General features: G+C 67.7%; 1 protein-coding gene. It reads right to left on the reverse strand.

The window, feature by feature from the left end:
* The coding region (locus tag AC1DD3_RS22175) for a transposase (protein WP_476882537.1) at window positions 1-355 on the reverse strand (355 nt) is incomplete at both ends.

The raw sequence follows: 355 nt of genomic DNA on the forward strand, positions 1-355 counted from the left end.
GATTTCGGGCGGGCGTTCGGAAATCATGATCATTGGGTCCGCGAACCGGGRCCGTCGTTCCGCGGAGTTGTTGTGGGGGTGGCGGCGGGCGCGGCCGGTGCGCAGGGCGGCYTGGATTTCGCGTTTGAGGCCGCCCCGGGCCTGGAGGTAGAGGGCCTGGTAGATCGTCTCGGGGCTCACGCGCATCTCCTGGTCATCGGGGTGGTCCGTGACCAGCCTGTGCGATATCTGCTCCGGTGACCATTCCAGACCCAGTCCTGCCTGCACGTAATCCCGCAGTTTCGACTCGCCGGTCAGTTTCGCTGTCTTGGGACGGGCTCTGCGGGCGGCGGCTTGCCGGTCCGCTCCGTGGGGC

The organism is Arthrobacter sp. 05T444 (assembly GCF_056395905.1).